Annotated in this window: 21 protein-coding genes; 3 read left to right on the top strand and 18 right to left on the bottom strand. The window is 57.0% G+C overall.

The genetic code is table 11. The features are described 5' to 3' along the window. Window positions 1–28: 28 nt before the first annotated feature. The 11 genes from atpA to ACWBU6_RS01800 form a co-directional block, all read right to left on the bottom strand. On the bottom strand, window positions 29–1,570 hold the full coding sequence (gene atpA, locus ACWBU6_RS01850; RefSeq protein WP_452647189.1) for a F0F1 ATP synthase subunit alpha: 1,542 nt from the start codon (window positions 1,568–1,570) through the stop codon (window positions 29–31). 48 nt (window positions 1,571–1,618) lie between these two features. After that, the gene (locus tag ACWBU6_RS01845) at window positions 1,619–2,152 is read right to left on the bottom strand and encodes a F0F1 ATP synthase subunit delta (RefSeq protein WP_130316274.1); all 534 of its coding nucleotides are present in this window, start codon (window positions 2,150–2,152) and stop codon (window positions 1,619–1,621) included. Between the two features lie 2 nt (window positions 2,153–2,154). After that, window positions 2,155–2,625: a F0F1 ATP synthase subunit B gene (locus tag ACWBU6_RS01840; RefSeq protein ID WP_452647188.1), complete on the bottom strand. Its 471-nt coding sequence runs from the start codon at window positions 2,623–2,625 to the stop codon at window positions 2,155–2,157. A gap of 40 nt (window positions 2,626–2,665) precedes the next feature. After that, window positions 2,666–2,947 (bottom strand): F0F1 ATP synthase subunit C, encoded by a 282-nt coding sequence (gene atpE, locus ACWBU6_RS01835; protein ID WP_130316276.1) that lies wholly within the window; start codon window positions 2,945–2,947, stop codon window positions 2,666–2,668. Window positions 2,948–3,019: 72 nt separating this feature from the next. Then, window positions 3,020–3,826, bottom strand: coding sequence for a F0F1 ATP synthase subunit A (atpB, locus tag ACWBU6_RS01830; RefSeq protein WP_452647187.1), 807 nt, complete (start codon window positions 3,824–3,826; stop codon window positions 3,020–3,022). 20 nt (window positions 3,827–3,846) lie between these two features. Then, window positions 3,847–4,215: an ATP synthase subunit I gene (locus ACWBU6_RS01825; RefSeq protein WP_452647186.1), complete on the bottom strand. Its 369-nt coding sequence runs from the start codon at window positions 4,213–4,215 to the stop codon at window positions 3,847–3,849. A gap of 235 nt (window positions 4,216–4,450) precedes the next feature. Then, window positions 4,451–5,338 (bottom strand): ParB/RepB/Spo0J family partition protein, encoded by an 888-nt coding sequence (locus ACWBU6_RS01820; RefSeq protein WP_452647185.1) that lies wholly within the window; start codon window positions 5,336–5,338, stop codon window positions 4,451–4,453. A 15-nt stretch (window positions 5,339–5,353) separates the two neighbouring features. Continuing rightward, window positions 5,354–6,124 carry a ParA family protein gene (locus ACWBU6_RS01815; RefSeq protein WP_452647184.1) on the bottom strand — a complete coding sequence of 257 codons (771 nt, stop codon included), beginning with the start codon at window positions 6,122–6,124 and terminating at the stop codon, window positions 5,354–5,356. Between the two features lie 98 nt (window positions 6,125–6,222). After that, window positions 6,223–6,867: a 16S rRNA (guanine(527)-N(7))-methyltransferase RsmG gene (gene rsmG, locus ACWBU6_RS01810; RefSeq protein WP_452647183.1), complete on the bottom strand. Its 645-nt coding sequence runs from the start codon at window positions 6,865–6,867 to the stop codon at window positions 6,223–6,225. Further along, entirely contained in the window at window positions 6,867–8,795 is a 1,929-nt protein-coding gene (gene mnmG / locus ACWBU6_RS01805; RefSeq protein ID WP_452647182.1) for a tRNA uridine-5-carboxymethylaminomethyl(34) synthesis enzyme MnmG, read from the bottom strand. The genes rsmG and mnmG overlap by 1 nt, the downstream gene beginning before the upstream one ends. Window positions 8,796–8,953: 158 nt before the next feature. Further along, window positions 8,954–9,715, bottom strand: coding sequence for a TSUP family transporter (locus ACWBU6_RS01800; RefSeq protein ID WP_452647181.1), 762 nt, complete (start codon window positions 9,713–9,715; stop codon window positions 8,954–8,956). 255 nt (window positions 9,716–9,970) lie between these two features. Here ACWBU6_RS01800 and ACWBU6_RS01795 point away from each other — a divergent pair, with 255 nt between their 5' ends. Further along, window positions 9,971–10,744: an REP-associated tyrosine transposase gene (locus tag ACWBU6_RS01795; protein WP_452647180.1), complete on the top strand. Its 774-nt coding sequence runs from the start codon at window positions 9,971–9,973 to the stop codon at window positions 10,742–10,744. Between the two features lie 43 nt (window positions 10,745–10,787). Here the strand turns inward: ACWBU6_RS01795 and ACWBU6_RS01790 are convergent, their stop codons facing one another. The 6 genes from ACWBU6_RS01790 to ACWBU6_RS01765 are packed head-to-tail and all read right to left on the bottom strand — an operon-like array spanning window position 10,788 to window position 16,950. Continuing rightward, a complete protein-coding gene (locus ACWBU6_RS01790; protein ID WP_452647179.1) occupies window positions 10,788–11,753 on the bottom strand; it encodes a branched-chain amino acid ABC transporter permease in 966 nt (321 codons plus the stop codon). Next, window positions 11,754–12,638, bottom strand: coding sequence for a branched-chain amino acid ABC transporter permease (locus ACWBU6_RS01785; protein ID WP_452647178.1), 885 nt, complete (start codon window positions 12,636–12,638; stop codon window positions 11,754–11,756). A 5-nt stretch (window positions 12,639–12,643) separates the two neighbouring features. Beyond that, on the bottom strand, window positions 12,644–13,840 hold the full coding sequence (locus ACWBU6_RS01780) for an ABC transporter substrate-binding protein (protein ID WP_452647177.1): 1,197 nt from the start codon (window positions 13,838–13,840) through the stop codon (window positions 12,644–12,646). Between the two features lie 27 nt (window positions 13,841–13,867). Then, window positions 13,868–14,572, bottom strand: a complete 705-nt coding sequence (locus ACWBU6_RS01775; protein ID WP_452647176.1) for an ABC transporter ATP-binding protein — start codon at window positions 14,570–14,572, stop codon at window positions 13,868–13,870. Next, complete coding sequence (locus tag ACWBU6_RS01770) at window positions 14,569–15,330, bottom strand: ABC transporter ATP-binding protein (protein WP_452647175.1); 762 nt, start codon at window positions 15,328–15,330, stop codon at window positions 14,569–14,571. The genes ACWBU6_RS01775 and ACWBU6_RS01770 overlap by 4 nt, the downstream gene beginning before the upstream one ends. 18 nt (window positions 15,331–15,348) lie before the next feature. Next, window positions 15,349–16,950, bottom strand: coding sequence for a GMC family oxidoreductase (locus ACWBU6_RS01765; protein WP_452649511.1), 1,602 nt, complete (start codon window positions 16,948–16,950; stop codon window positions 15,349–15,351). Between the two features lie 307 nt (window positions 16,951–17,257). On the opposite strand from ACWBU6_RS01765, the gene ACWBU6_RS01760 reads away from it, so the two are divergent. Both ACWBU6_RS01760 and ACWBU6_RS01755 read left to right on the top strand, forming a co-directional pair. Then, on the top strand, window positions 17,258–20,233 hold the full coding sequence (locus tag ACWBU6_RS01760) for a bifunctional diguanylate cyclase/phosphodiesterase (RefSeq protein ID WP_452647174.1): 2,976 nt from the start codon (window positions 17,258–17,260) through the stop codon (window positions 20,231–20,233). A gap of 223 nt (window positions 20,234–20,456) precedes the next feature. After that, window positions 20,457–21,161 carry a 5'-methylthioadenosine/adenosylhomocysteine nucleosidase gene (locus ACWBU6_RS01755; RefSeq protein ID WP_452647173.1) on the top strand — a complete coding sequence of 235 codons (705 nt, stop codon included), beginning with the start codon at window positions 20,457–20,459 and terminating at the stop codon, window positions 21,159–21,161. Here the strand turns inward: ACWBU6_RS01755 and ACWBU6_RS01750 are convergent. Next, a complete protein-coding gene (locus tag ACWBU6_RS01750) occupies window positions 21,154–21,609 on the bottom strand; it encodes an Lrp/AsnC ligand binding domain-containing protein (protein ID WP_028103394.1) in 456 nt (151 codons plus the stop codon). The two genes, ACWBU6_RS01755 and ACWBU6_RS01750, sit on opposite strands and share 8 nt — an antisense overlap. Window positions 21,610–21,657 lie beyond the last annotated feature (48 nt).

Genomic DNA, 21,657 nt, shown 5'->3' with positions numbered 1-21,657 from the left:
GGGTGGCCCGTTACCGGGCCACCAGGTATTAGTTTGCGAAGGATTTCTTGAAATCAGCAATGGCGGCCGACAGCGCAGCTTCGCCGTCTTTGTCCAGTTGCTTGGTTTCTTCGATCTTGGCCAGCAGTGCGGAGTGCTTGGTCTTCAGGAACGAGTGCAGTTCGGCTTCGAAAGCCAGCACGCGCTTGACAGCGACGTCGTCCAGGAAGCCCTTGTTCACTGCGAACAGCGAAGCGCCCATCAGGGAAATCGACAGCGGCGAGTACTGTTGCTGCTTCAGCAGTTCGGTCACGCGTGCGCCGCGGTCCAGCTGCTTACGGGTCGATTCGTCCAGGTCGGAAGCGAACTGCGCGAACGCAGCCAGTTCACGGTACTGTGCCAGGTCGGTACGGATACCGCCGGACAGGTTCTTGATGACCTTGGTCTGCGCAGCGCCACCAACGCGGGACACCGAGATACCTGCGTTAATCGCAGGACGGATACCGGAGTTGAACAGCGAGGTTTCCAGGAAGATCTGGCCGTCGGTAATCGAAATCACGTTGGTTGGAACGAACGCGGAAACGTCGCCAGCCTGGGTTTCGATGATCGGCAGCGCGGTCAGGGAACCGGTCTTGCCCTTGACTTCACCCTTGGTGAAGGCTTCGACGTAGTCGGCGTTCACGCGAGCAGCGCGTTCCAGCAGACGGGAGTGCAGGTAGAACACGTCGCCTGGGTATGCTTCGCGGCCAGGTGGGCGGCGCAGCAGCAGGGAGATCTGACGGTAAGCAACTGCTTGCTTGGACAGGTCGTCGTACACGATCAGGGCGTCTTCACCGCGGTCGCGGAAGTATTCGCCCATGGTGCAACCGGAGTAAGCCGAGATGTACTGCATTGCTGCCGATTCCGAAGCGGAAGCTGCCACAACAATGGTGTACTCCATCGCGCCGTGCTGTTCCAGGGAACGCACGATGTTCTTGATGGTCGATGCTTTCTGGCCGATAGCAACGTAGATACAGGTCATGCCCTGGCCTTTTTGGTTGATGATCGCATCAACCGCAACGGCGGACTTACCGGTTTGACGGTCGCCAATGATCAGCTCACGCTGGCCACGGCCGATTGGTACCATCGCGTCGATCGACTTCAGGCCGGTCTGCATAGGCTGGCCGACGGACTCACGGGCGATAACGCCTGGAGCGATCTTCTCGATTGGGGAGGTCATCTTGGCGTTGACAGGACCTTTGCCGTCGATCGGCTGGCCCAGCGCGTTGACAACGCGGCCGCGCAGTTCAGGACCGACTGGAACTTCCAGGATGCGGCCGGTGCACTTCACGGTGTCGCCTTCGGAGATGTGCTCGTAGGCGCCCAGAATAACGGCACCAACGGAGTCACGCTCCAGGTTCATTGCCAGGCCGAAGGTGTTGCCTGGGAATTCCAGCATCTCACCTTGCATCACGTCCGACAGGCCGTGGATGCGGCAGATACCGTCTGCTACGGAAATTACGGTGCCTTGATTGCGCACTTCAGCGCCGCCGTCAATGCCTTGGATCCGGCTCTTGATCAGCTCGCTGATTTCGGATGGGTTGAGTTGCATACTAACTCCTAAATGTTTTCTCTCTAGCTGTCGCGAAAGGCGGCCTGATTAGGCGACCAGCGCGGAACGCAGCTGCTGCAGCTTGGCGTTGACCGAAGTGTCCAGCACTTCGTCGCCAACCACGACGCGAACGCCACCGATCAGCGAAGGATCGACGGTCACGACTGGTTTGAGCTTGCGGCTGAATTTCTTTTCCAGCGTCTTGATCAGCTCGGCCACTTGGGCTTCGCTCATGTCGAATGCGCTCGTGATTTCGGCGTCTGCCGCACCTTCGGCTGCATTCTTCAGCAGCGCGAATTGGGCACCGATTTCCGGCAGCAGTGCGATACGACCGTTTTCGATCAGCATCGAGAGGAAGTTGTTCGCTTCCGCGTTGAGCGGCGATTTCAGCAAGGCCTTGATGGCTGCGATGACATCGCTATCCAGAACTTTTGGATTGCGGGCATATGCCAGCACCTCTTCATGCGAACCGATCTGGGCCAGTTCGGACACCAGATCGGACCACTGCGCGAGGTTGCCAGCCTGGGCTACGCGGAAGAGGGCTTCCGCGTAAGGACGGGCGACGGTTGCGAGCTCTGCCATAATCAGAGCTCGGTAGCCAGGCGAGACAGCAGGTCAGCGTGAGCCGACGCGTTGACTTCGCGCTTCAGGATTTGCTCGGCGCCCTTCACAGCCAGGTCTGCCACTTGGCCACGCAGAGCTTCGCGGGCCTGGGTTACTTGCTGCTCGGCTTCAGCTTTAGCTTGTGCCACGATACGGGCAGCTTCGGCTTGTGCGTTTGCTTTGATTTCTTCTGCGACCAGCTGGGCACGCTTTTCAGCGTCCGCAACGAGCGACGAGGCTTCATTACGGGCAGTGGTCATGGCTTCTGCAGCAGCTTTTTCAGCGCGCTGCATGGAAGCCTGACCTTGGTCGGCGGCAGCCAGACCGTCTGCGATTCGCTTGGCACGCTCATCCAGCGCAGAATTCAGCGCCGGGAATACGAACTTCATCGAGAACCAAACGAGCACCGCGAAGGTGATCATTTGGCCGAGAAGCGACATATTGATGTTCATACCTTGCTCCTAGAAAGAGTTTCCCCGGTTGGAGCGTTAATTACTGAGCAGCAGCGGTCAGAACGGCGTTCAGGAATGGGTTGTTGAAGGTGAACAGCAGAGCAACACCAACGCCGATCATGGAGATCGCGTCCAGCAGACCAGCGATAACGAACAGTTTGGTTTGCAGTTGTGGCATCAGTTCTGGCTGACGTGCCGAAGCTTCCAGGAACTTGCCGCCCAGGATAGCGAAGCCGAGTGCGGTACCGATGGCGCCCAGGCCAACGATGATTGCTACGGCCAGAACGGTCATGCTTTGTACTTGTGCGATCAGAGCTTGCATTAGATTTCTCCTAATTTAAAAAAAACGAAAATACCAAAAAACTAAAACCAAATACTACGAATAAGTTGCTGATTAGTGCTTCTCAACCGCGAGGGCCAGGTACACAACCGTCAACGCCATAAACACAAACGCTTGCAGGGTAACAATCAGAATGTGGAAGATTGCCCATGGACCGCCCAGCAGCCACTGTGCCCACCATGGCAGCAGCGCGATCAGGATGAAGATCAGTTCGCCGGCGTACATATTGCCGAACAGTCGCAGCGACAGGGAGATCGGCTTGGCGAACAGTTCCAGCATCTGGAAGATGAAGTTCACAGGGGCCAGCAGGATGGTGCCGACGGTGCCGTGAGCGTGGAACGGTGCGGTGAACAATTCTTTGGTCCAGCCGCCAGCGCCTTTGGCCTTGATCGAGAAGCCGATGATGCAGATCAGCACGCCGATGGACATACCGAAGGTGTGGTTCACGTCAGCGGTAGGCACAACGCGCAGATAGTTGACGCCAGCGTAGCTCAGCAGCTTCGGCAGCAGGTCGACCGGCAGGAAGTCCATCGCGTTCATCAGCCAGACCCATACGAAGATGGTGATGGCCAGCGGAGCGATGACAGCGGACTTGGCGTGGAATGCGGAATTGACCGTATCGTTGACGAGTTCCATGACCCATTCAACGAAGTTTTGCAGCTTGCCTGGCACGCCGGCGGTGGCGCGCTTGGAAGCCATATAGAAGATACCCAGGAACACGAAGCCCAGGACCAGGGAGATCCAGAAGGTGTCCAGGTTGATATCGCTTGGGGTTACACCAGTGCTGTTGTGGGTCAGGTGGTGTTGGATATACTCGGTGGCATTTGCCGGGGCCGCGTGGCCGCCATGTTCAGTAGTCATAGGTCCGAATTTTTAATTGATTAAATCTTGAGCAGCGACAGCCAATAAGCCAGGGTTGCCACTACGAATCCCAGGATCAGCCATAACCAGGCGGCTGACTTAAACAGCACCAGTGCGCAAATAAACAGCACTGCCGTTACAAATACCTTCAGCATCTCGGCGCGGAAGTGCGCACGAAATGCTTTCTTTGCATCATCGGAGCCGTGCGCCACCATCAGCGCATAGACAAAGCTACCGATCACTGCCATACCGCCGCCCACGGCTGCGGACCAGCCTTTATCCACCCCGGCGAAAAGCGCCACGGTAGCGGAAAAGAGGACGGCGATTGTTAATTGCAGGGCAACTACGCGGAAAACTGGCCAGGCGATACTTCTTGAAGAATCCCTCACTTGCCACCATTCCTTTAGACCCAAAGACACGGGATTATAGTTTGTTTATGTCGTCAAGGTCAAACGTGGTGCATTGCAAAAAGTCGCTCTAACAACAACTTATTCTGCTGAAAAGGTAGGCATTTGGCGATTACTTCGCAGGTAATCAGAACCGGTAAACCGCTGTCTGACCCGCAACGCGCGACAGCCGCAGACCGGTGTCTGACCCTGCGGGTCAGACACCGCTTTACCGGTTTTAGCCGCGCAGGCGCGCAATCACGCCATCGAGGATATCGAGGTCCGCAAAGTCGATGATCATCTGACCCCGACCTTTAGCCCCCATCTTGAACACCACCGAGGTGGCCAAGGCATCTGACAACTCTTCCTCAAGCCGCTTGATATCGCCCGACTTCTCCTTGGCCCGAGGAGCCGGCTTGGACTTGGCCTCCTCCATATGGTTGTGGACAAGTTTTTCCGTCTCACGCACCGACAGTCGTTTCGCTACAACAACATTCGCCAAAGCAATTTGCGATGCCGCGTCGACCGCCAACAGGGCACGGGCATGCCCCATATCAATATCCCCCGCCATCAGCATGGTCTGCACCGGCTCCGCCAGGTTCAGCAAGCGCAGCAAATTGGAAACTGCCGAACGCGACCGGCCGACAGCCTGCGCCGCCTGCTCATGGGTAAACGAAAAATCGGTGATTAGCCGGTGAATACCTTGCGCTTCTTCCAAAGGATTCAGGTCTTCACGCTGGATGTTCTCGATCAGGGCCATGGCGGCCGCAGTCGTGTCATCCACATCCTTCACCAAGACCGGCACAGTTTCCAAACCAGCAAGTCGTGCTGCACGGAAACGACGCTCGCCCGCGATGATTTCATATTTGACATGACCGGTCGCCTTGTCGATCCCCACCGGACGAACCAGCAGCGGCTGGATGATGCCCTGCGTCTTGATCGACGAAGCGAGCTCCGCCAAACCACCCTCGTCCATCTGGGTACGCGGCTGGTATTTACCGGCTTGCAAGAACTGCACCGCCATCTCAGAAGGAGTCGGATGCGAAGTTGGATTGGACGGATCTTCGTCGCCGCCGAGCAGGGCGTCCAGGCCGCGGCCGAGGCCTTTCATTTTTTTAGTAGCCATTGTGGATAAGCTCGCTTACATTTTCTTGATACGTTTAACCATCTCGGCGCCGAAGGCGATGTATGCCTGCGCGCCCTTCGAAGTTGGATCGAAGGTCACGCCCGGCATGCCGTAGGATGGAGCCTCGGCCAGCCGCACATTGCGCGGAATGATGGTTTTGAATACTTTGTCGCCGAAGTGCTGCTCGAGCTGGGCCGAGACTTGCTGCGATAGCGTCATGCGCGGGTCGAACATCACGCGCAGCAGGCCGATGATCTTCAGGTCCGGGTTCAGGTTGGCATGCACCTTCTTGATGGTATTGACGAGATCGGACAAGCCTTCCAGCGCGTAGTATTCGCACTGCATAGGAATGATCACGCCGTGCGCCGCGCATAAACCGTTCAGGGTCAGCATCGACAACGCCGGTGGGCAATCGATCAGCATGAAGTCATAGTCTTTAGCTGCTGCTCCCAGCGCATCGCGCAGACGGCGCTCGCGATTCTCGAGCTGCACCATCTCGACTTCAGCACCAGCCAGCTCACGGTTGGCCGGCAGCACATCAAAGCCCCCTGCTTCCGAACGCACGCGCGCCGTCGCTACATCGGCAGTACCGAGCAAGACTTCATAAGTGGAAGCTTGGAGCGTTGCCTTGTTGATCCCGGCGCCCATTGTCGCGTTACCCTGGGGATCGAGGTCAACGAGCAACACTCGTTGATTTAGTTTGGCCAGGCCGGCGGCCAGGTTCACGGTCGTGGTAGTCTTACCTACGCCACCCTTTTGATTTGCTACACAGAAAATTTTGGCCATCGAGTTTTCTTATATGGTCTAAATCGTTTATTCGGTATAAACCGTTTATACTATTTGTTTCGTATAAACGATTAAAATTATTTATACTGTTTAGCCAGTTACACCCTGCCGATGAAAACCAGGTGGCGCTGTGCATCCAGTCCTGGTACTTGCAAAGGCTGTAGCTCGTTCACTTTCCATGGGTCTGGCAGTCGCTCCCGCTCCTCTGCCGGCGCCGTACCTTTCAGGGCTATGAATCGCCCGCCCTCTGCCAGCAGGTGCCCGGACCAGCTCACAAAATCGCTGAGGTCCGCAAAGGCCCGCGAGGTGATGACGTCGTAGGGTGTCTTAACCTGCAGCTCCTGCACCTTCTTCGTGTACACCGTCACATTGCCCAATTCAAGCTCTGCTTTCACTTGGTTCAGGAAGGCGGTTTTCTTGTGGACGATGTCGATCATCGACACTTTCATGTCCGGCCTTGCGATCGCCAGGACCACGCCCGGCAATCCGCCCCCTGCCCCGACATCCAGCACGTTCTGGGCATCCTTGAAGGCAGGCACTGCTGCCAGCGAGTCGAGGACGTGCAGGGTCATCATTTCCATCGGGTCGCGCACGGCCGTCAGGTTGTACACCTTGTTCCACTTGTTCAGCAGGGCCAGGTAGTCCAGCAGTTTTTCCTGCTGTGCTTCGCTCAGGCCCAGGTCCAGCTTTTCGACACCATTCTTCAGTACGTGCGCCAGTGCGGCGCGATCAAACACCGCCATCAAGCCGCCTCATCTTTCAGCGTCACGAAACCGCCGTAGCCGGCTTTCTTCAGGTGCACCAGCAGCAGCGAGATCGCGGCCGGGGTCACTCCCGAAATGCGCGAAGCCTGGCCCAGGGTTTCCGGGCGATGCTTTTGCAGCTTCTGGCGCACTTCCATCGACAATGCCGTAATCTCGGCATAGTTGAAGCCTTCCGGCAGCTTCAGGTTTTCGTAATGCTCGTGACGCTCCACTTCGCGCAGCTGGCGATCGATATAGCCCGAGTATTTCAGGGTGATCTCGATCTGTTCCATGACAGCCTCGTCGGTCACGCCCGGCCCCGCCAACGGCTGGCCTTCATTGCCGGTCATGGTCATCAGCTTTTCGTAGCCGACGCCCGGACGGCGCAGCAGGTCGGCCAGCGAATATTCACGTTCGATAGCCTGGCCGATCACACGCTCGGACTCGGCTGCCGCGATGATGCGCGGGTTGACCCAGGTCGATTTCAGGCGTTCAAGTTCCTGCGCTACTGCCTCGCGTTTGCGATCGAAGGCTTCCCACTGCGCATCGCCGACCACGCCCAGCTTACGCCCGATTTCTGTCAGGCGCATGTCAGCGTTGTCTTCACGCAAGCTCAGGCGGTACTCCGCACGGCTGGTGAACATGCGGTATGGTTCCTGCACGCCCTGAGTAACCAGGTCGTCGACCAGCACCCCAAGGTAGGCTTCGGAACGCGCCGGAGTCCAGGCTTCCTTGCCCTGGGTTTGCAACGCTGCATTGATACCCGCGAGCATCCCCTGCGCCGCCGCCTCTTCGTAGCCGGTGGTACCGTTGATCTGGCCGGCGAAGAACAGGCCGTTGATAGCCTTGGTTTCCAGCGAGGCTTTCAGGCCGCGCGGGTCGAAATAGTCGTACTCGATAGCGTAGCCCGGACGCAGGATGTGGGCGTTTTCCAGGCCCTTCATCGAACGTACCAGCTCGATCTGCACGTCGAATGGCAGGCTGGTCGAGATGCCGTTCGGGTAGAACTCATGGGTAGTCAAGCCTTCCGGCTCCAGGAAGATCTGATGCGATTCCTTGGCCGAGAAGCGGTGGATTTTGTCCTCAATCGACGGGCAATAGCGCGGGCCGACACCTTCGATCACGCCGGTGTACATCGGGCTGCGGTCCAGTCCGCCACGGATAATGTCGTGGGTTTTCTGGTTGGTGTGGGTGATCCAGCACGGCAATTGCTGCGGGTGCATGGAGGTGTTACCCATTACGGAGAACACTGGCACCGGATCCAAGTCGCCCGGCTGTTCGGTCATTTGCGAAAAATCGATGCTGCGGCCATCGATGCGCGGCGGGGTTCCGGTCTTCAGGCGGCCCTGCGGCAGCTTCAATTCTTTCAGGCGCGCCGACAGCGAGATCGCGGGCGGATCGCCGGCGCGGCCGGCCGAGAAGTTTTGCAGGCCGACGTGGATCTTACCGTCCAGGAAAGTGCCGGCAGTCAGCACAACGGCACGGCCGAGGAACTTCAAGCCAATCTGGGTGACCGCACCCACCACACGGTCGCCTTCAACCATCAGGTCATCCACAGCCTGCTGGAACAGCCACAAGTTCGGCTGGTTTTCCAGGCGATGGCGGATGGCGGCCTTGTACAGGATGCGGTCGGCCTGGGCACGCGTCGCACGCACAGCGGGACCTTTGGACGAATTCAGGATACGGAACTGGATGCCCGACTCATCGGTTGCGATGGCCATGGCGCCGCCCATTGCGTCGACCTCTTTAACGAGATGGCCTTTGCCAATGCCGCCAATGGATGGGTTGCACGACATCTGGCCCAGGGTCTCAATGTTATGGGTCAACAGGAGAGTCTTCTGGCCCATGCGGGCCGAAGCGAGGGCCGCCTCGGTACCGGCGTGACCACCGCCGACAACGATAACGTCGAATTCAGTAGGAAATAACATGGTAAAAATGGGGAAAAGCTGGGGATCGAACTGAATTATAAAGTTTTTTCGACCGTGCGAATTTTTTGGGCAGGATTTTTTTGCTGGCAATGTTTCACGTGAAACAAAAAAGGGCACCGTTTGGCGCCCTCTTCAACATTGTTTCACGTGAAACACTATCACTTAAACCATGCGTCATAGCCGGTTTTGATGATCAGCAGGGTCACCACAACCAGGAACAGGCGACGGACAAACTCGCTGCCGTGCTTCAGCGCCAGCTTCGTGCCAAGTACCGAACCAACTACCTGACAGACCGCCATCATCAACCCCAGCAACCAAATCACGTGCCCGGTGAATCCGAACAGCAAGATGGCCGCGACATTGCACGCCACATTCACCACCTTGGCTGCGGCGGAAGCACCAAGGAAATCGAAACCGAAACTGCGCACGAAAAGGAAGACCAGGAAGCTGCCGGTACCCGGACCGAAGAAGCCGTCATAGAATCCGATCCCCGCCCCCACCAGTATCGCCAGCACCCTCTCCCTGGTGCCGGTATGCAGCGGAGCGTGTACGCTGCCAAGGTCCTTCCGGTAGAAGGTATAAATCGCCACCGCCAACAACACAAAGGGCAAAAGACCGCGCAGGAAGTCCGGCGGGATCCTGGTGACGGTATACGCGCCGAGGAAGGCAAACAGGAAAGCGGAAATCGCCGCCGGTGCAACAGTGGTCCAGGCGATCCGGGTGCGCCGGGCATAATTCACCGCCGCCGCGCCCGTTCCGAACACACTGGCTACCTTATTCGTCCCCAAGAGGGTGGCCGGGGAAGTCCCGCTCATTGCCGAGAAGAGAGCTGGTATCTGGATCAGGCCGCCGCCGCCAACCACTGCATCCACAAATCCTGCTGCGAATGCAGCCCCCGCCAACAAACCATACTCGACCATCACCCGCCCCAGATTAATTCGGAAACGTAATATTGTAAATCTGAATCACATGGGGCGCCGACGGCTGTGTAGGCCCTTCCAATCCTGCGCACGGCAATGTTTCACGTGAAACAATCTGCCCCCGCAAGCCCAGGTACAGATACCCTCGCCGAGACCCGTGGCAACCTTGGGGTCAGACCCCTTGGTTGCCACCGGCCCAACCATATTCATGAGCCGAATCAAAGGGATTTGTGCAGCTTGGATTAAGGTGATCCTATGAGCCGACCTTCACGCATCCAATTTCAAGGCGCCCTTTACCACGTTACTTCGCGGGGAAACCGTCGCGCCAACATCTTTCTGGATCACCGCGATTTCCTCATCTGGCTTGATATCCTGGCCCAGGTCGTGAAGAAGCACCATATCAAGATCCACGGATACTGCTTGATGCCCAACCACTTCCACATCATTATCCAGACACCGGAAGCCAACCTTTCGCAAGCAATGCAAATGCTGAATGCACGGTACTGCCAGCATTTCAACAAGAGACATGGGACCTCCGGCCACGTCATCCAAGGCAGATTTCATTCAATCCTTATCGAATTCAATCTACAGCTACTAGCAGTCTCACGATACGTCAGCCTGAATCCAGTACGCGCGCGCCTCGTCGCGAATCCATCAGACTGGCCTTGGAGCAATCATCGATATTTCCTCACGCCAGAATCAGCACCGGAATGGCTGGAGACAGACTGGATACTCGGCCAGTTCGCACAGAAAGGCATAGCAAGCAACAAATCAAAATATGAAGATTTCGTACTAGCAGGCATTGGCATGCCAAATCCGATCCAGTTCCACGGCCAGATCCCTAATACCAGAAGAGAACATGCACTGTCCTTGCAAGAATACGCAGACAAATATCCAAATCGAACCGAAGCCATCGCACGAGCACACCAATCGACGGCCTACACCCGCCAACAGATCGGGGAATTTTTCGGTGTATCACCAAGAACAATCAGCCGTTCCATCATCGCTTTCCCTGAGCGTAATACCTGAGATCGTGACAACCAAAGGGTCTGACCCCAAGGTTGCCACGGGCTCAGCTGTGGGAGCTGCGGGAGATGATCTCGCCAACGATTCCTTTGCGGAACAACAGGACGCAGGCAACAAAGATAAAGCCGATCACCAGGCTGACAGCTTCGCCGAGCGTGGAGAACCATTCGATACCAGTGGCGCCAGCCATCATGGTGCCGAAGTCGCCGAGCTTGTTCTCCAATGAGATGATCAGGATAGCGCCGATGATGGGGCCCACCATCGTCCCCATGCCGCCCACCAGCGTCATCAGGATCACCAGCCCGGACATCGCCCAGTGCACGTCGGTCAGGGTTTCAAAACCCAACACGACCGCTTTTGTCGCACCGGCGAGGGCTGCCAGGGAAGCTGAAAGTATGAACGCCGCTAGCTTGTACTTGTCCACGTCGTAGCCTAGCGAAACCGCCCGCGGCTCGTTCTCCTTGATCGCTTTCAGCACCTGGCCAAATGGCGAATGCACCGTCCGAACAATCAGCGCAAAGCCGGCGACGCATATCCCCAGCACCACGTAGTACATGGCCAAGTCGCTGCCCAGATCCAGCAAGCCAAGCAGCCTTCCGCGCGGGACACCCTGCAAACCGTCTTCGCCGCCAGTAAAATCGGTGAAGCGCAGCGCAGCGAAGTACACCATCTGCGCCAGCGCCAGCGTAATCATCGAGAAGTAAATCCCCTGCCGGCGAATCGCCAGGCCGCCCATCACCAGTCCAATCAGGGCACCGGCAGCCACGCCCACCAACAAGCTCAGTTCGAACGGCAGCCCCCAGTTCTTCAACGCGTTGCCGGCGAAGTAGCCCGCCGCTCCGAAGAAAGCCGCATGGCCAAACGACAGCAATCCGGTAAAGCCGATCAGCAGGTTAAACGCACAGGCAAACAGTGCGAAGCACAAGAGCTTCATCAAGAGCACGGGGTAGCCGACGAACGGCGCACCCAGCGCCAGCACGAATGCGATGGAGTAGCCCAGCTTCCTGTTCATTTATCGTTCCTTCCCGAACAAGCCGGCAGGGCGCAGCAATAGGATGATGACCATCACCAAAAAAACAACCGTGTTGGCGAATTCGGGATAGAAGACTTTCGTCAGCCCTTCGATCACGCCGAGCGCCAGGCCAGTTACGATCGAACCGAGAATCGAACCCATGCCTCCGATCACCACAACGGCGAATACGACGATAATCAGATTGGAGCCCATCAAGGGTGTCACTTGCTGGATTGGGGCCGCCAGGACGCCTGCAAAGCCCGCCAAAGCGACGCCAAAGCCATAAGTCAGCGTCACCATCAAGGGAACGTTGATGCCGAAGGCTTCCACCAGCTTCGGATTCTCGGTCCCGGCGCGCAGGTAAGCACCCAGCTTGGTCTTCTCGATCACGAACCAGGTTGCCAGGCAAACCACCAAAGAAGCCAGCACCACCCAGGCGCGGTAATTCGGCATCACCATGAAGCCGAGGTCCGTTGCCCCCTGCAGCACCTCAGGCGTTTCGAACGGCTGACCGGAGACCCCGTAAAACGAACGGAAACCGCCTTCGATCAGCAGGGTCAGCCCGAACGTAAGCAGCAGCCCGTAAAGATGGTCCAGCTTGTACAGGCGGCGCAGCATGGTCCTTTCTATCACCACGCCAAGTACGCCGACAATCAACGGCGCCAGCACCAGCATGCTCCAATAACTCATACCGAAATAAGTCATGCCGATCCACGCGAGGAAGGCGCCCATCATGTACATGGCGCCGTGCGCGAAGTTGATCACATTCAGCAGGCCGAAAATCACGGCAAGGCCGAGGGACAGCATGGCGTAAAAGGAGCCGTTGACGAGCCCCAGCAAAAGCTGGGACATCATCATCGGTAGCGGGCGGCCGAAGATTTCCATCTAGCCTACTTCCACAAGGCGCACTTGGACTCAGCCTTGGACATGTACGCCTGGTCACCCGGAATGGTCGCTACGACCTTGTAGTAGTCCCACGGATATTTGGACTCCGATTGCTTCTTCACCTCCATCAGGTACATATCGTGCACCATGCGGCCGTCCGGGCGGATCACGCCGTTGCTGGTGAATACGTCCTTGATGGTGGTGGATTTCAGCTTCGCCATCACCTTGTCGGCATTATCGGTCCCTACGGCCTTCACCGCAGCGAGGTATTGCGCGGCGGCCGAGTAGTCGCCCGCCTGCAGCATCGATGGCTCCTTCTTCATCTTCGCAAAGTAGCGCTTGGACCAGGCACGCGTGGCGTCGTTCATATCCCAATACCAGCCGTCGGTCAGGTACATGCCGGCGGTGGCGTTCAGGCCCAGCGAATGGATGTCGTTGATGAATACCAGCAGGCCGGCCATCTTCATCTTCTTCGCCACGCCGAATTCATTGGCCGCCTTGACCGAATTGATGAAGTCTCCGCCCGCATTTGCAAGGCCGAGCACCTGCGCGCCGGACGAAGAAGCCTGCATCAGGAAGGACGAAAAGTCAGTTCCGGGGAAGGGGTGGCGCACATTGCCCATTACCTTGCCGCCTGACTTGTTGACGACGTCGCTCGTGTCCTTTTCCAGCGAGTGGCCGAAGGCGTAATCGGCAGTCAGGAAATACCAGTTCTTGCCGCCCTGCTTGACCATGGCGCTGCCGGTGCCGCGCGCCAAAGCCACGGTGTCGTAAGCATAGTGCACGGTGTACGGCGTGCACTCCTCGTTGGTCAAGCGCGACGAGCCGGCGCCTACGACCATGAAGACCTTCTTCTTATCCGCTGCCACTTTCGCCATCGCTAGATTGGCGCCAGAGTTCGTGCCGCCAACCAACATGTCCACGCCCTGCTGGTCGAACCATTCGCGCGCCTTGGAGGCGGCGATATCGGCCTTGTTCTGGTGATCAGCAAAAACGAACTCGATCTTCTTGCCGTTGATCGCGCCTCCCGCATCGGCAATCGCCATCCTGATCGCTTCAGCGCCGCCCTGCCCGTCGATGTCTGAATAGACGCCCGACATATCGGTCATGAAGCCGATCTTGATGGTGTCGCCGGAAATCTGGGCATGTGCGCCACTAAAGGCGCAAAGGGCTGCTGCAAATGCAATGGCGTTGCGTTTCATAGTGTCTCCGTTTTCAGTTTTGATGTTTCAAACGCCCAGCAGCTCGGTCAATACCGGCATGCGGGCATCCAGGTCCGATGACGCAAAACTCTCAACAATCCGACCGTGTTCCATGACATAAAACCGGTCCGCCAGCGGCGCCGCGAACCGGAAGTTCTGTTCGACCATCACAATCGTGTAGCCCTTGGCTTTCAGCGTCCGGATCATGCGCGCCAGGCCTTGCACGATCACAGGCGCCAGCCCTTCCGAGATCTCGTCCAGCAAAAGCAAGCGCGCCCCGGTGCGCAGGATGCGCGCCACCGCCAGCATCTGCTGCTCGCCGCCGGACAGGCGCGTGCCCTGGCTCATGCGGCGCTCCTTGAGGTTCGGGAACATCTCGTAGATTTCTTCGACCGACATGCCCTGCCCCGTTTTCAATGCGGGCGGCAGCAGCAGGTTCTCTTCGGCGGTGAGCGAAGAAAAAATGCCGCGCTCTTCGGGACAATAGCCGACTCCCAGGTGGGCGATTTTGTGCGTGGACAAACCAATCGCTTCCTGGCCGTTGATGCGGATCGAACCCTTGCGCGTTCCCGTCAGGCCCATGATCGCGCGCAGTGTCGTGGTACGCCCCGCACCGTTGCGGCCGAGGAGCGTCACCACTTCGCCATGGTTCACGTTCAGGTTCACATCATGCAGGATGTGCGACTCGCCGTACCAGGCCTGGAGCCGGCTGATCTCCAGCGCGGCCGTCATGAGACCACCCCGGATTCAGTCCCCATATAGGCTTCCATCACTTGCGGGTTCTTCGAAACTTCCGCATACGGCCCTTCTGCCAGCACCGCCCCGCGCTGCAGTACGGAGATGCGGTCGCAAATGCCGGAGACCACGCTCATATTGTGTTCAACCATCAGGATAGTGCGGCCGGCGGCGACTTTCCTGATCAATTCAGTCACACGGTGGACATCTTCGTGACCCATACCCTGGGTCGGCTCATCCAGCAGCATCAGCTCGGGTTCCATCGCCAGCGTGGTGGCGATTTCCAAAGCTCGCTTGCGGCCGTAGGGCATATCGACCGTCAGCGTGTCCGCAAACGAAGCCAGGTCGACCTCGCCAAGCAAATCCATCGCGCGACCATTCAGCTGGTCCAGCGTGCGTTCGCTGCGCCAGAAGTGGAAGGTGGTACCCAGCTTGCGCTGCAAGCCGATACGGACATTTTCGAGCACCGTCAGGTGGGGAAAGACAGCGGAAATCTGGAAAGAACGGATCACGCCCATGCGCGCAATCTGCGCCGGCTTGTGCGAGGTAATGTCCTTGCCGTTAAAGAGGATCTGACCCGAAGTAGGCACCAGGAATTTGGTCAGCAGGTTAAAGCAGGTCGTCTTGCCGGCGCCGTTCGGGCCGATCAGGGCGTGGATATGCCCACGCTGGACCTGCAGGTCCACGTTGGCGACAGCGGTGAATCCCTTGAACTCCTTGGTCAAACTCTTTGTTTCCAAGATGAAGTCGGACATTGCGTCTCTCCGGTTTTGCTAGATCATACACAAAAGTGCTGCCTTTTCCGCAATCATGATTACCGGGGAATTCGTGTTACCGGAAGTAATAGTGGGCATGACCGAAGCGTCCGCAATGCGCAAGCCGCGCACACCGCGAACCCGCAATTCGCTGTCAACCACGGCCGAAACGTCGTCTGCACGGCCCATTTTGCAGGTGCCAACCGGGTGAAAAATCGTCGTGCCGATCGCCCCCGCGGCCTCAGCCAACTCCTCGTCGGTGCGAAAATGCACACCGGGTCTGCATTCTTCCGGCCTGTATTTCGCCAATGCAGGCGCCGAAACAATCTTTCGCGTGAGGTTCAGGGCAGCCGCCGCGACGCGCCGGTCCTCGTCGGTGCTCAGGTACATCGGCGTGATCTTCGGCGGCGCATAAGAGTCGGCACAAGCGATCCGCACATGCCCGCGCGAAGTCGGACGCAGGTTGCAAACGCTGGCGGTGAAGGCAGGGAAGTTGTGCAGCGGTTCACCAAAGCGCTCGAGCGAAAGCGGCTGTACGTGGTATTCCAGGTTCGGCGTCGCCTGTTCCGGGCCCGAACGGGCAAAGGCGCCCATCTGCGACGGCGCCATCGACATCGGTCCGCTCTGGAACAGCGCATATTCAAGGCCGATGCGCGCCTTGCCAAACCAGCTCGCGGCCAGCGTATTCAAGGTACGCGCCCCTTGCACTTTGAAGACCATGCGCAGTTGCAGGTGATCCTGCAGGTTGGCGCCGACGCCGGGTAAATCGTGCACTGGCCGCACGCCCGCCTGCGACAGCATTTCCGCAGGCCCGATGCCGGACAACTGGAGAATCTGCGGCGTGCCGATCGCGCCTGCCGCCAGCAAGGTCTCGCTGGCCCCCGCATTCCAACGTGTACCGCCGCCGGTGAAGACTACGCCTTTGCAGACGCCCTCCTCCAGCACCAGCTTTTCTACATGACAGCCGGTCATCAAGGTGAGGTTGGGGCGCCCGGTCGCGGCACGAAGAAAAGCCTTCGCCGTATTCCAGCGGATGCCCCGCTTCTGGTTCACCTCGAAATACGAACAGCCAAAATTATCGCCGCGGTTGAAGTCCTCGATCTTTGGAATGCCCGTCTGTTCCGCCGCATCGCGGAAGGCATCGAGGATATCCCAGCGCAGGCGCTGCTTTTCGACGCGCCATTCGCCGCCGACACCGTGGAAATCCGAGGCACCGCCGTGATGATCCTCGCTCTTGCGAAACAGCGGCAAGACTTCCGACCAGCGCCAGCCCGGATCGCCGCACATCTCGGCCCACTTGTCGTAATCATTGGCCTGGCCACGCATATAGATCATGCCATTGATCGAAGAACTGCCCCCGAGGACCTTCCCGCGAGGATAAATCAGGCTTCGGCCGCCCAATCCCACGTCCGGTTCGGTGCGAAACAGCCAGTCCGTGCGCGGGTTATTGATGCAATGAAGGTAACCGACCGGGATATGGATCCAGACATAATCGTCTTTCCCTCCCGCTTCAATCAATAGAACCTGTCTTGTTGAATTTTGCGTCAGGCGATTTGCGAGAACACAGCCCGCCGTCCCTGCGCCCACGATGATGTAGTCAAACTGGCCCGCAGATTCCAAGCTTTCTCCTGATCCGAAGCTGTGGATAACGCTATGAATATCCACAGGCACCGTTTGTGAGTAAACAAGACTTCCCGAAAACCGCCCAAAATTGTCCAAAAACAGTTCGCAGCTCACGCAAGGTTTACTCGCCAGCTTATACAGCCCGTAAACCCCTGATTTTTCTGCGCAAGGTGCACTTATCCACAGAAAGTGAGGGTTGTTAACAACCACTACTACTTTGTATACACACTAATCTAACGTAAACAAAACTCTCCACCTATACTGAACGAGCAAGTTGTTCCATGCAATTCGCCTGGAGGGGCTCTTGTCGACCACCGACGCCTATCGACGCTTTCGCAGGCGATTGCTCGTCACCATGACGATGCTCGCCCTGCTTTCCACGGCAGTCGTAGCCTGGCAACTGGCATCTTCGGCACGCGATCGCGAGCAAGCTATCCGCCAGCAAACCCAACACTACGCACGGGCTATCGAAGCCCAGGTGCTTAGCACAATCCAGCTTTCCGACATCGCCTTGCTTGGTTTTGCCAATGCAATCAAAGTCGCGCCTTATACGCCACAGACCATTGACGGATTGCTTTCTTCAAGGGGAGCCACTTTTGGAAGCAATTTCTGGATAACTTTCCTGGATCCAGACGGCTTTGCCATCGCCAGTTCGCGCGACATCGCCGTCAAGGGAATCAGCTATGCGGACCGAGACTATTTCCAGGCCCAGCTAAAGCCTGGAAACGGCCTGTTTGTCGGAGAACCAACGCGTGGTCGCATTTCAAAATCGCGATTGTTCTTCCTCAGTCGCAGGATTGAAGATGCTGACGGCAAATTCCTTGGGGTGATAGTGGCTCCGATTGATGCCAGCCGCCTTGCAGAGACCTTCGAAAACTCACGCCTCAGCGAAGACGTCACCATCACTCTGTTCCACACCAACGGCCATATCGTTGCCCGCGCTCCGCTCTTCGACCAGACTTTCAACCGCGACATTCGAGACTCAAACGTCTACCAGGCTTTCAGCACCAACCCCATCGGCACAATCGATACCGTCAGCCCTATCGACAAGAAGTCCCGAATTGCCAGCTACCGAAAGCTGCCAAACCTGCCCCTGGTGGTTACAGTCGGCAGTTCGAATGTTGGCCTGGCGCTCATCTCGCAACGGCAATTCCTGATCGCTGGCCTCGCACTGCTCCTGATCTTCACTCTGATTGTTGCCGCGATCCTTTATGCCATGCGGACCTTTGCCGCTGCAGAAGAACGCGAACGCCGCTACCGCGCCCTCTACGCCACATCGGTTGAAACCGAGAAAAAACTTGCCAGCAGCGAGCAACGCCTGCGCCTGATCGCCGACAACCTGCCGATCGTGATTGCCTACATGGACCGCAATGAACACTACTCCTTCAAAAATCGTCGCTTTGCCGAAATTTACGGCAGCGGTGAAAGCCTGCAGCAAGCCCTGCCGCCACACCTTTACGCCGAAACCAAACCTCACCTTGAACGTGCATTTGCCGGAGAAACCGTGCATTTCGAACGTGGCATGCAACGCAAAAACCAGGAGTGCTGTGACGCCATTACCTACGTTCCAGACCGTGACGAACAGGGAAGAGTAATTGGCCTGTTCGTCATGGCGGAAGACATCAGCGAGCGAAAGCGCCACGAAGAGTCCAGCAAACTGGCCACCCTGATGTATGAGAATGCCAGCGAGGGGATGATGGTGACCGATGCGGAAGGCCGTATCCTCTCCGTGAATCCTGCATTCTCCCAAATCAGCGGCTACGCGCCCGACGAAGTCATCGGCCACCTGGCCTACGAGCTGACTTCCAGCCACCAGGACATCAAGTTCTACAGCCGCATGCGCCAAACCATCACGCATACAGGATATTGGGAAGGCGAAATCTGGCACCAGCATAAAAGCGGTGACCATTACCTGGTTTCACTGCGCTTCAACACGGTCTTCGATGACAGGGGCAACGCATTGCGCCACGTCGCCCTGTTTACCGACATTACGAAGAAAAAAGCGACAGAAGAAGCGATCTGGAAGCAGGCCAACTTCGACACCCTGACCGGCCTGCCCAACCGGCGCATGTTCAACGACCGCCTGCGCCAGGACATCAAGAAAGCAGCACGGGACCAGCTCCCGATGGCACTGATCTTTATCGACCTCGACGGATTCAAAGCCGTCAACGATACGCTCGGCCACGACTTTGGCGACATCCTGCTAAAGCAAGTGGCAGAACGATTGCTGCAATGCGTACGGAATACCGATACCGTGGCCCGCCTTGGAGGCGATGAATTCACAGTCATTCTCAGCGAACTCAAAGAACCCGGCGACGTTGTCAGGATCGTCCAGGAAATCCTCCATAGCCTGGCCCGGCCCTTCCAGCTCAAACACGAGACCGCGCATATATCGGGCAGCATTGGCATTTCCCTGTTTCCCGATGATGGCGCCGATGCCGAAGTGCTGATCAAGAACGCAGACCAGGCGATGTACACCGCCAAGCAGCAAGGCCGCAACCGCTTCAACTACTTCGCTCCCTTCATGCAGGAAGCCAGCCAGATGCGCATCGAACTCGCCAACGAGTTGCATAGCGCCTTGAAAAACAATGAGCTAAGACTGCTGTTCCAGCCAATCTGCAACCTGGCCACGGGCAAAGTTGAAATGGCCGAAGCCCTGATTCGATGGGAGCACCCACAGCGTGGCCTGCTCAAGCCGGCAGAATTCATAGGCGTTGCCGAAAACACAGGCATCATCGCCGCCATCGGTGAATGGGTGTTCCAGGAAGCTGCAGCCCTGGCGGCCAGTTTCGGCAATAGCTTCAAAGTATGCGTGAACAAGTCCGCATGGCAGTTCCGCCATGAGGCGGTAGGCGTTGACCATTGGCTCGAGCTGTTACGAGAACATGCGCTCTCGCCAAGATCGATGGTGATCGAAGTTACGGAAGGGTTGCTGTTGGAGGCAAACAGGGAAGTCGTACAGCGCGTGCAATCGCTCAGGGACGCCGGCCTGCAGATCTCCCTGGACGATTTTGGCCACGGCTACTCATCCCTCAATTTCCTGAAGCGTTTCAAGATCGATTTCCTCAAGCTGGACACCAGTTTCAGCGACAACCAGCTCCTGTGCGAAGCGATTGTCATGATGGCACACAGGCTCGACATCAAAGTCATCGCCGAAAAGGTCGAAAACGAGGCCCAACTGGAAATTTTGATCGCCGCAGGCTGCGATTTTGGCCAAGGATTCCTGTTCGGAATGCCCATTTCTGCTGAAAAACTGCACCACCTGTTGATAACGCAATGAATATCCACAGGATCGAATGTGCGTAAACGCCATTTTTGAGTTCACGCACAAAATTTGTTCAGAACTCGTCCGATTCAGACACAGTTCTTGTCCAGCCAGTTCTACAATTCGTAAACTTCTGATTCTGTGGATGTTAACAGGTTTATCCACAGACAGGGTCGCGTTTACTATCTACTACTATCCTTTCGTATACAACTTTAAATAAATAGAGGACAACTCGCGCATGCGTCTCGGGATCATCTCAGCCTTAGCAGAAGAACAACACGGTCTACTGGAGGCCATGGAAAGCCCCTACAAGCTCATCCACGGTAAGCGTGAGTACACGGCTGGAAAACTCTGGAAAATCGATTCTGTGGCCGTTTTATCGCGAATTGGGAAGGTAGCTGCAGCAGTGACAGCTGCGACACTTGTGGAGAAGTTCAACGTTACCCACATAATTTTTACCGGCGTCGCCGGTTCTGCAGACCTTGGGGTCAGAATTGGAGACGTGGTCGTCGCGGATTCCCTGGCCCAACACGATTTTGATGCCAGCCCGTTGTTCCCGCGTTTTGAAATCCCGCTGACCGGGCTCACGCGCATGCCTACAGATCGCGAACTAAGCCTGAAACTCAGCCTGGCTACACGAGAATTCCTGCAAAACGACGCACAGGTACATCGCGGCCTGATCGGCAGTGGAGATCAATTCATCAAGGATAGGGCCCATCTGGAAACCCTGAAGGACGCACTGCCTGATTTATTGGCAGTGGAAATGGAAGGCGCAGCAGTGGCCCAGGTCTGTCACGAGCTGGGAATCCCGTTTGCCATCATGAGGACAATTTCCGACAACGCCAATGAAGAAGCGGCGACGGATTTCATGCACTTCGTGCAAACCGTCGCCGCTCGCTACGCCTATGGCGTCATCCAGAACTTCTGCAAATCTTTTACTTGATCGGCAGTTTTGTGGTGTTTTTGACTTCTTCCATTACCGCATAAGTGTGGGTCTCCCGCACACCTTTTTGCAGCAAAGTTTTGCCAAGGAACTCGCGGTAAGCTGCCATATCCTTGACGCGAGCCTTGACCAGGTAGTCAAAACCGCCTGCCACCATATGGCATTCCAGGACCTCTGGAATCAGCTGCACACTATGCTTGAAAGCATCAAACACCTCCGGCGTCGTGCGGTCCAGCACAACTTCGATGAACACTAGCAGCGAAACATCCAGTAGCTGCGGGTTCAACTGCGCCGTATAACCCATGATGTAGCCAGCTTCGTGCAGCTTACGCACTCGCTCCAGGCACGCGGCAGGCGAGAGATTCACTCGCGCAGCCAGTTCAACGTTACTGATCCTGCCATCGTTCTGCAACTCGGCCAGAATCTTCTTACTGATCTTGTCCAGCATTACATCCCCACTATTAATTTTATTCGGTCAAATTCTCTCACCAAAAAC

The organism is Pseudoduganella sp. HUAS MS19, from assembly GCF_053615455.1.
Note: the sequence above shows the minus strand (reverse complement) of the source record. Positions and strands in the feature narration are given on the sequence as shown.

Coding starts and splice junctions, on each gene's coding strand:
- ACWBU6_RS01790 (WP_452647179.1), bottom strand. CDS start 11,753: ATGAACAGGAAGCTGGGCTACTCCATCGCATTCGTGCTGGCGCTGGGT.
- ACWBU6_RS01800 (WP_452647181.1), bottom strand. CDS start 9,715: ATGGTCGAGTATGGTTTGTTGGCGGGGGCTGCATTCGCAGCAGGATTT.
- atpB (WP_452647187.1), bottom strand. CDS start 3,826: ATGACTACTGAACATGGCGGCCACGCGGCCCCGGCAAATGCCACCGAG.
- ACWBU6_RS01840 (WP_452647188.1), bottom strand. CDS start 2,625: ATGAACATCAATATGTCGCTTCTCGGCCAAATGATCACCTTCGCGGTG.
- ACWBU6_RS01775 (WP_452647176.1), bottom strand. CDS start 14,572: ATGACGGCCGCGCTGGAGATCAGCCGGCTCCAGGCCTGGTACGGCGAG.
- ACWBU6_RS01820 (WP_452647185.1), bottom strand. CDS start 5,338: ATGGCTACTAAAAAAATGAAAGGCCTCGGCCGCGGCCTGGACGCCCTG.
- ACWBU6_RS01845 (WP_130316274.1), bottom strand. CDS start 2,152: ATGGCAGAGCTCGCAACCGTCGCCCGTCCTTACGCGGAAGCCCTCTTC.
- ACWBU6_RS01755 (WP_452647173.1), top strand. CDS start 20,457: ATGCGTCTCGGGATCATCTCAGCCTTAGCAGAAGAACAACACGGTCTA.
- ACWBU6_RS01750 (WP_028103394.1), bottom strand. CDS start 21,609: ATGCTGGACAAGATCAGTAAGAAGATTCTGGCCGAGTTGCAGAACGAT.
- atpE (WP_130316276.1), bottom strand. CDS start 2,947: ATGCAAGCTCTGATCGCACAAGTACAAAGCATGACCGTTCTGGCCGTA.
- atpA (WP_452647189.1), bottom strand. CDS start 1,570: ATGCAACTCAACCCATCCGAAATCAGCGAGCTGATCAAGAGCCGGATC.
- ACWBU6_RS01780 (WP_452647177.1), bottom strand. CDS start 13,840: ATGAAACGCAACGCCATTGCATTTGCAGCAGCCCTTTGCGCCTTTAGT.
- ACWBU6_RS01815 (WP_452647184.1), bottom strand. CDS start 6,124: ATGGCCAAAATTTTCTGTGTAGCAAATCAAAAGGGTGGCGTAGGTAAG.
- ACWBU6_RS01785 (WP_452647178.1), bottom strand. CDS start 12,638: ATGGAAATCTTCGGCCGCCCGCTACCGATGATGATGTCCCAGCTTTTG.
- ACWBU6_RS01770 (WP_452647175.1), bottom strand. CDS start 15,330: ATGTCCGACTTCATCTTGGAAACAAAGAGTTTGACCAAGGAGTTCAAG.
- mnmG (WP_452647182.1), bottom strand. CDS start 8,795: ATGTTATTTCCTACTGAATTCGACGTTATCGTTGTCGGCGGTGGTCAC.
- rsmG (WP_452647183.1), bottom strand. CDS start 6,867: ATGGCGGTGTTTGATCGCGCCGCACTGGCGCACGTACTGAAGAATGGT.
- ACWBU6_RS01795 (WP_452647180.1), top strand. CDS start 9,971: ATGAGCCGACCTTCACGCATCCAATTTCAAGGCGCCCTTTACCACGTT.